The organism is Streptomyces sp. NPDC057654, assembly GCF_042800135.1.
GTDB lineage: Bacteria > Actinomycetota > Actinomycetes > Streptomycetales > Streptomycetaceae > Streptomyces.
On record NZ_JBHVHQ010000588.1, the window covers coordinates 1 to 5,540 of the forward strand.

Genomic DNA, 5,540 nt, shown 5'->3' on the forward strand with positions numbered 1-5,540 from the left:
GCCGTCCCCGAAGGCGGCCGCCGTCAGCCGGGACGCCGGGGCGACCTGGTCGCCGTCCGCACGGCCGCCGGCCGCGTACCGTTCCGGCGTGGCCTGGCTGCCGCACACCCGTACCGTCGCGCTCGCCGTCGGCCCGACCGGCAGCGACATCACCGTGGACGGCGGACGCACCTGGCACGGGTTCGACTCCGGCTCGTACGACACCGTCGACTGCGCCCCCGACCTCGGCTGCTGGGCGGCCGGGGAGCGGGGGCGGATCGGCCGACTCGCGCTCTCGGCCCGGTAGGCGCGGTGATTATGGCGGTTACGGCGGTCGGCGTGGGTTACGGCAGCTGCTGCCGGTACGCGTCGAGCGCCTGAGCCGTCTTCGTCATCACGAACTGCGTGATCTCGTATTCGCACACCCCGGCCACCACGAACGGGTCGCTCGCGGTGATCTCCGCCATCTTGTCGCGGTCGTCCCCGGTGGCCAGGATGACGCCGCCGTCGCGCGGCACCTTGCGGCCGGAGGCGATGAAGACACCGGACGCGTAATGCGCGTCGAGCCAGGCGATGTGCTCCTCCAGCGCGGCGTCGATGCGCTCGATGGGGGCGGTGTAGGTGAGCTCCAGTACGAACATGGGGCCACGCTACTGGACCGCCTCACCCTGCCTCGGGGCGGTCGAGGACGCGCAGCCAACTGCCGTCGGGCTGGCGGCGCGCCACCTGGGCCCGGCCGCCTGTGCCGTCGGCCGCTCGGGTCGAGGTGAGCGCGAGGTCGCCGTTGAACACGGTGGGCAGGGGCTCCTCCAGTTCGAAGTGCGGGCGCGGCGCGAGCAGTCGTTCCAGGGCCGCGCGGATCGCGTCGCGTCCCACGGTCTGCCCGCCGGGCGGGAAGGCGAGGACCGCGTCCGGTTCGTAGAGCGCCGCGACCCCTTCGACGTCGCCCGCGTTCGCGCGCTCCACGAACATCCGGGCCAGGTCCTCGGGGTGAGTGGCGATCTCGTGTGCGGTGGTCATGGGCTTCTCCTCCGTGGCCTTCGGGTTTCTGTACGTCAACGGTCGGCCACCAGCTTCCAGAAGTCCAAGAGCTGGATCGTCTGCCAACTAGAATCAGTGCTTATGGAGCTGAGGCAGTTGGAATACCTCGTGACCGTCGTCGAGGAGGCGAGCTTCACCAAGGCCGCGGCCAAGCTGCACGTGGCGCAGCCGGGAGTGAGCGCGCAGGTCAAGCAGCTCGAACGGGAGCTGGGCCAGGAGCTGCTGGACCGCTCGGGGCGCACGGTGCGCCCGACGGAGGCCGGCGCGGCTGTCCTCCCGTACGCGCGCGCGGCGCTCGCCGCCGTCGCCGACGCGCGGTTCGCCGTCGACGAACTCACCGGGCTGCTGCGCGGCCGCGTCGCCGTCGGAATGGTGACGTCCTGTGCGCCCCTCGGGCTGCCGGATCTGCTGGCCGACTTCCACAAGGACCACCCCGGCGTCGAGATCAACCTCGTCGAGGACAACTCCGACCGGCTGATCGCCGCGCTCCGCGCCGGCCGCCTCGACACCGCGGTCGTCGGGCTGGCCGGCCCCGCCCCGCAGGGCATCGCGACCGAGACCGTCGCCGACGAGCCGGTCGTCGCGGTCGTCAGCCACGACGATCCGCTCGCCGGGCGGACCGGCCTCGCCTTCGACGCCCTACGGGACCAGCCGCTGATCAGCCTGCCGCGCGGTACGGGCCTGCGGACCTGCCTCGACGAGGCGTGCGCCGCCGCCGGGTTCGCGCCGCGCATCGCCTTCGAGGCGAGCGACCCCAACGTCCTGGCCCAGCTCGCCGCGCGGGGCCTCGGCGTGGCGATCCTGCCCGGCTCCCTCGCCGCCTACCACCGGGCGACGCTGCACACGATCACCTTCACCGGCCCTGAGCTGCGCGGACGCCTGGCCCTGGCCTGGCGCGGCGAGGGGCCCGCCGGCCCGGCGGCGCGAGCCCTGATCGAGCGTGCCCGCCGGGCGCTGGCTCCGGTGCGGCCCTGACACCACCTGCCCTGCGGGGCGGGGCGTGTGCCTCGGCCGTACGCGGCCACTGCTCGTACGCGGCGAGCCGCCGCCGGGCCTGTACAGGCCGCCCGGCCCGAGCCCGTACGGCCCGCGCCCCGCCTCCCCTCACACGCGCCGCGTCTCCACCAAGAAGCAGCCGAACTCCACCGCCCGTACGTGCACCGCCGCCACCAGCGGGTTCTCGTACAGCTCGGCCAAGCCCCGCTCGATCGTCAGGCCGGCGCCGGCGCCGGAGCCCTCGCCGTCGATGAGGCGGCCGCCCAGGATGGAGCCCTCGGCGGTATAGGCGCGCAGGACGCGGCGGGTGCCGCGCATGGCGTCGGGGAAGGCCCCGGACGCGCCGCCCGCCCAGCCGCCGCAGTCGCCGGGGTGGATGAAGACCGGGCCGACCTCGTCGTACGGGCCCGGCTCGGCGGCTGTCTCGTGCGCCCAGCGGCGCAGCGGCGCGTACGACACCAGGGCCAGGCCCTCGCCGGGCTCGCTGCGGCTCAGGCAGCAGCGCAGCGGGCTGCCGCCCTCGCCGTTCTCGGTGACGGGGCGCGGCGCGTTGCCCGCGTCGTCACGGACGCGCAGTTCCTTCAGGGTGTGCGGGTCGATGGCTCGTATCTCGTACTGATCGCTCATGCCATCCATGCTGGGCGCGGACGCGCACGGGCGCTGGCGGATATCGGCCGGGGTCCTGGGATTCCGGCGAATCGCTCGAAGGCGCGCCGACGACGACCCGAAAACCTTGACAGTCGACCGGCCCTGGTTCAGATTCAGCCAGAGAGGTAGGACGTCCCATGTCCCGGAAATCAGGGTATTACGGAACTCATCCGCTGCCTCTGAATTCCACCGGCTCGTACCCCAATCGACCCCCCGATTCCCCCGAATTCCACCGCCCTCCGAAACTGCCCGTACTGCCCGTACTGCCCGTACTGCCCGTACTCCCCGTCCCCCGAAGTCCCCCTACCGGAAAGCTGGACCACGCGATGCGCCTGCCCACCCCCCTGTCCGGTATCGTCCCTCCGCTCTGCACCCCCCTCACCCCGGCCGGCGACATCGATACGGCCTCCCTCGCCGCCCTGGTCGAGCGGGTCCTCGACGCCGGAGTGGACGCCGTCTTCGCCCTGGGTTCCAGCGGGGAGACCGCCTATCTGAGCGACGCGCAGCGCCGCACCGCGCTCACCGCCGTCGTCGCGGCGGTCGACGGCCGGGTGCCCGTGCTCGCGGGGGTCGTCGACATGACCACCGCCCGCGTCATCGACCAGGCCCGCGCCGCGGCCTCGCTCGGCGCCGACGGGCTCGTCGCCACCGCGCCGTTCTTCACCCGTACGCACCCGGCGGAGATCTCCGGCCACTTCCGGCGTCTGCGCGACACCGTCGACCTGCCGCTCTTCGCCTACGACAACCCCGCCGCCGTGCACACCAAGCTGACCGCGGAGCTGCTCCTGCCGCTCGCCGAGGACTCCACCATCGCCGGTCTGAAGGACAGCAGCGGCGACGACGGGGCGCTGCGCCGCTTCCTCGTCGAGGCGGGGCGCCGGGGGCTGCGCGGCCGCTTCTCCGTTCTCACGGGCTCCGAAACCACCGTCGACGGGGCCCTGCTGGCGGGCGCCGACGGGGCCGTGCCGGGGCTGGGCAACGTCGATCCGGCCGGGTACGTACGGCTCTACCGGCAGGCGCGGGCGGGGCGTTGGAGTGAGGCGGCGGCCGAGCAGGACCGGCTCGCCGCCCTGTTCGCGATCACGGGCACCGGTGATCCGGCGTTGATGGGCGGCAGTTCGGCCGGGCTCGGCGCGTTCAAGGCGGCGCTGCACCTGCTCGGCGTCATCGACTGCCCCCTCACCGCCGCGCCGCAGATCCCGCTGCCCGCCTCCGCCGTCAAGGCCGTGCGCCAACTCCTCGAAGAGGGCGGCCTGTCGTGAGGGCGCGGCCCTGGTACCGCGAGGTGTCCGGGGCCCAGTGGAAGTCCCTGGCCGCGGCCTGGACGGGCTATCTGCTCGACGGCTTCGACTTCGTCCTGATCACGCTCGTACTCACCGAGATCGCCGCCGAGTTCGGGCTCTCCGGAGTCGAGGCCGCGAGCCTGGTCTCCGGGGCGTTCATCACGCGCTGGCTCGGCGGGGCGCTGCTCGGCGCGCTGGGCGACCGCCATGGGCGCAAACCCGCCATGGTCGCCAGCATTCTGCTCTACTCCCTCGGCACCTTCGCCTGCGGCTTCGCGTGGGGGTACGGCAGCCTCTTCGCGGCGCGGCTGCTGATCGGGGTGGGCATGGCGGGGGAGTACAGCGCCTCCGCCACGTACGTCCTGGAGAGCTGGCCCGCCCGGCTGCGCCACCGCGCCTCCGGTTTTCTGATCTCCGGCTTCTCGGCGGGCGCGGTGCTCGCCGCCGAGCTGTACCAGTGGGTGGTGCCGCAGTGGGGCTGGCGCTGGATGTTCTGGATCGGGGTGCTGCCGGTGCTCCTCGCGCTCTGGCTGCGGCGCGCGCTGCCGGAGGCCGCGGAGTGGCACGCGCGCGTGGGGGAGCGGGCGGCGGCGGGGGCGGCGCGGCCCAATCCGTTCGGCCCGCTGTTCGCCGGCCGCCGCCGAGCCGCCCTCAACCTGGTGCTGACCGTCGCCGCCGGGGGATCGCTGTTCTGCGTCTTCACGCCCGTCGGCACGGGTCTGGTGCCCTGGCTGTCGGCGGTCGCGGCCGGTTCGCTGCTCGCCTTCGGCGCGCAACTCGGCGGGCGTCGGCGCTGGATCCTCTACGTGTCCCTGATGATCACCGTGTTCTGCGCCTTCCTGTACAGCTGGCCGGTCCAGGCGCTGCTGCCCACCTATCTGAAGACGGAGCTGGGCTACCGTCCGGCGCAGGTCGCCGACGTGATGTTCTACGCCGGGTTCGGCACGATGGCCGGGTGTGTCCTCGCGGGCTTCGTCGGGGACCGGATCGGCACCCGGCGCGCGTACGCCTGGACCCTGCTCGCCTCGCTGGCCTTCGTCTTCCCGGTCTTCGCGGTGCGGGACAGCCTGGTGGTGCTCGGGGTGCTGCTGTTCTGCCTGCTCGCGCTGAGCCAGGGCATCTCCGGGATTCTGCCGAAGTACATCGCGGGCCACTTCCCGACCGAGAGCCGCGCCGCGTCGCTCGGCTTCGTCTACAACACGGGCGCGCTGGGCGGCGCGGTCGCTCCGGTGCTCGGCGCGCGGCTGGCGGAGGGCATGGAACTGGGGCGGGCGCTCGCCGTGCTGACCTTCGGGCTGACGCTGGTGGTGATCCTGCTCGTCGGCTTCGGGGTGCCGAGCAGGCTGTCCCGGCTGACCGACCGGGCGGGCGGCCGGGACCACCTCGTGCCGGACGCGCCGCGGGCTCCGGCGGGCGGCGGACTGGAGCCGGACGCGGGGTGACGGGGCGTCGGGCGACGGATCGGCCAAGGCGGCTCGCCGCGGCGGGATTTCGCCGTACGCGCGGCTCCGGGGGCTTGTGGAAAGTGGAACGCGTTCTTAACATCGCAAGTGTTACAGCAGTTGTGTCATATGGCTGGGGGCTGGATGACAG

The 5,540-nt window shown here is 73.3% G+C and carries 6 protein-coding genes and 1 pseudogene; 4 read left to right on the forward strand and 3 right to left on the reverse strand.

Annotation, left to right across the window (positions count from 1 at the left end):
* Positions 1–286 (forward strand): annotated as a pseudogene (locus ACFU99_RS31330) (oxidoreductase); the annotation flags it as partial.
* Between the two features lie 37 nt (positions 287–323).
* On the opposite strand, the gene ACFU99_RS31335 reads toward ACFU99_RS31330, so the two are convergent.
* Both ACFU99_RS31335 and ACFU99_RS31340 read right to left on the reverse strand, forming a co-directional pair.
* A complete protein-coding gene (locus ACFU99_RS31335) occupies positions 324–620 on the reverse strand; it encodes a YciI family protein (protein ID WP_384398446.1) in 297 nt (98 codons plus the stop codon).
* 22 nt (positions 621–642) lie between these two features.
* Entirely contained in the window at positions 643–999 is a 357-nt protein-coding gene (locus ACFU99_RS31340) for a YybH family protein (protein ID WP_384398448.1), read from the reverse strand.
* A 102-nt stretch (positions 1,000–1,101) separates the two neighbouring features.
* On the opposite strand from ACFU99_RS31340, the gene ACFU99_RS31345 reads away from it, so the two are divergent.
* Positions 1,102–1,995, forward strand: a complete 894-nt coding sequence (locus ACFU99_RS31345) for a LysR family transcriptional regulator (RefSeq protein WP_384398450.1) — start codon at positions 1,102–1,104, stop codon at positions 1,993–1,995.
* A gap of 129 nt (positions 1,996–2,124) precedes the next feature.
* On the opposite strand, the gene ACFU99_RS31350 is transcribed toward ACFU99_RS31345, so the two are convergent.
* Positions 2,125–2,643 carry a DUF1203 domain-containing protein gene (locus ACFU99_RS31350; protein WP_384398451.1) on the reverse strand — a complete coding sequence of 173 codons (519 nt, stop codon included), beginning with the start codon at positions 2,641–2,643 and terminating at the stop codon, positions 2,125–2,127.
* 347 nt (positions 2,644–2,990) lie between these two features.
* On the opposite strand from ACFU99_RS31350, the gene ACFU99_RS31355 reads away from it, so the two are divergent.
* On the forward strand, positions 2,991–3,926 hold the full coding sequence (locus ACFU99_RS31355) for a dihydrodipicolinate synthase family protein (RefSeq protein ID WP_384398453.1): 936 nt from the start codon (positions 2,991–2,993) through the stop codon (positions 3,924–3,926).
* Entirely contained in the window at positions 3,923–5,389 is a 1,467-nt protein-coding gene (locus ACFU99_RS31360) for a sialate:H+ symport family MFS transporter (RefSeq protein WP_384398455.1), read from the forward strand. The genes ACFU99_RS31355 and ACFU99_RS31360 overlap by 4 nt, the downstream gene beginning before the upstream one ends.
* Positions 5,390–5,540: the final 151 nt, after the last annotated feature.

Excerpts from the sequence above, each read along its gene's own strand:
- ACFU99_RS31335 (WP_384398446.1), bottom strand. The coding sequence starts at position 620 with ATGTTCGTACTGGAGCTCACCTACACCGCCCCCATCGAGCGCATCGAC.
- ACFU99_RS31340 (WP_384398448.1), bottom strand. The coding sequence starts at position 999 with ATGACCACCGCACACGAGATCGCCACTCACCCCGAGGACCTGGCCCGG.
- ACFU99_RS31345 (WP_384398450.1), top strand. The coding sequence starts at position 1,102 with ATGGAGCTGAGGCAGTTGGAATACCTCGTGACCGTCGTCGAGGAGGCG.
- ACFU99_RS31350 (WP_384398451.1), bottom strand. The coding sequence starts at position 2,643 with ATGAGCGATCAGTACGAGATACGAGCCATCGACCCGCACACCCTGAAG.
- ACFU99_RS31355 (WP_384398453.1), top strand. The coding sequence starts at position 2,991 with ATGCGCCTGCCCACCCCCCTGTCCGGTATCGTCCCTCCGCTCTGCACC.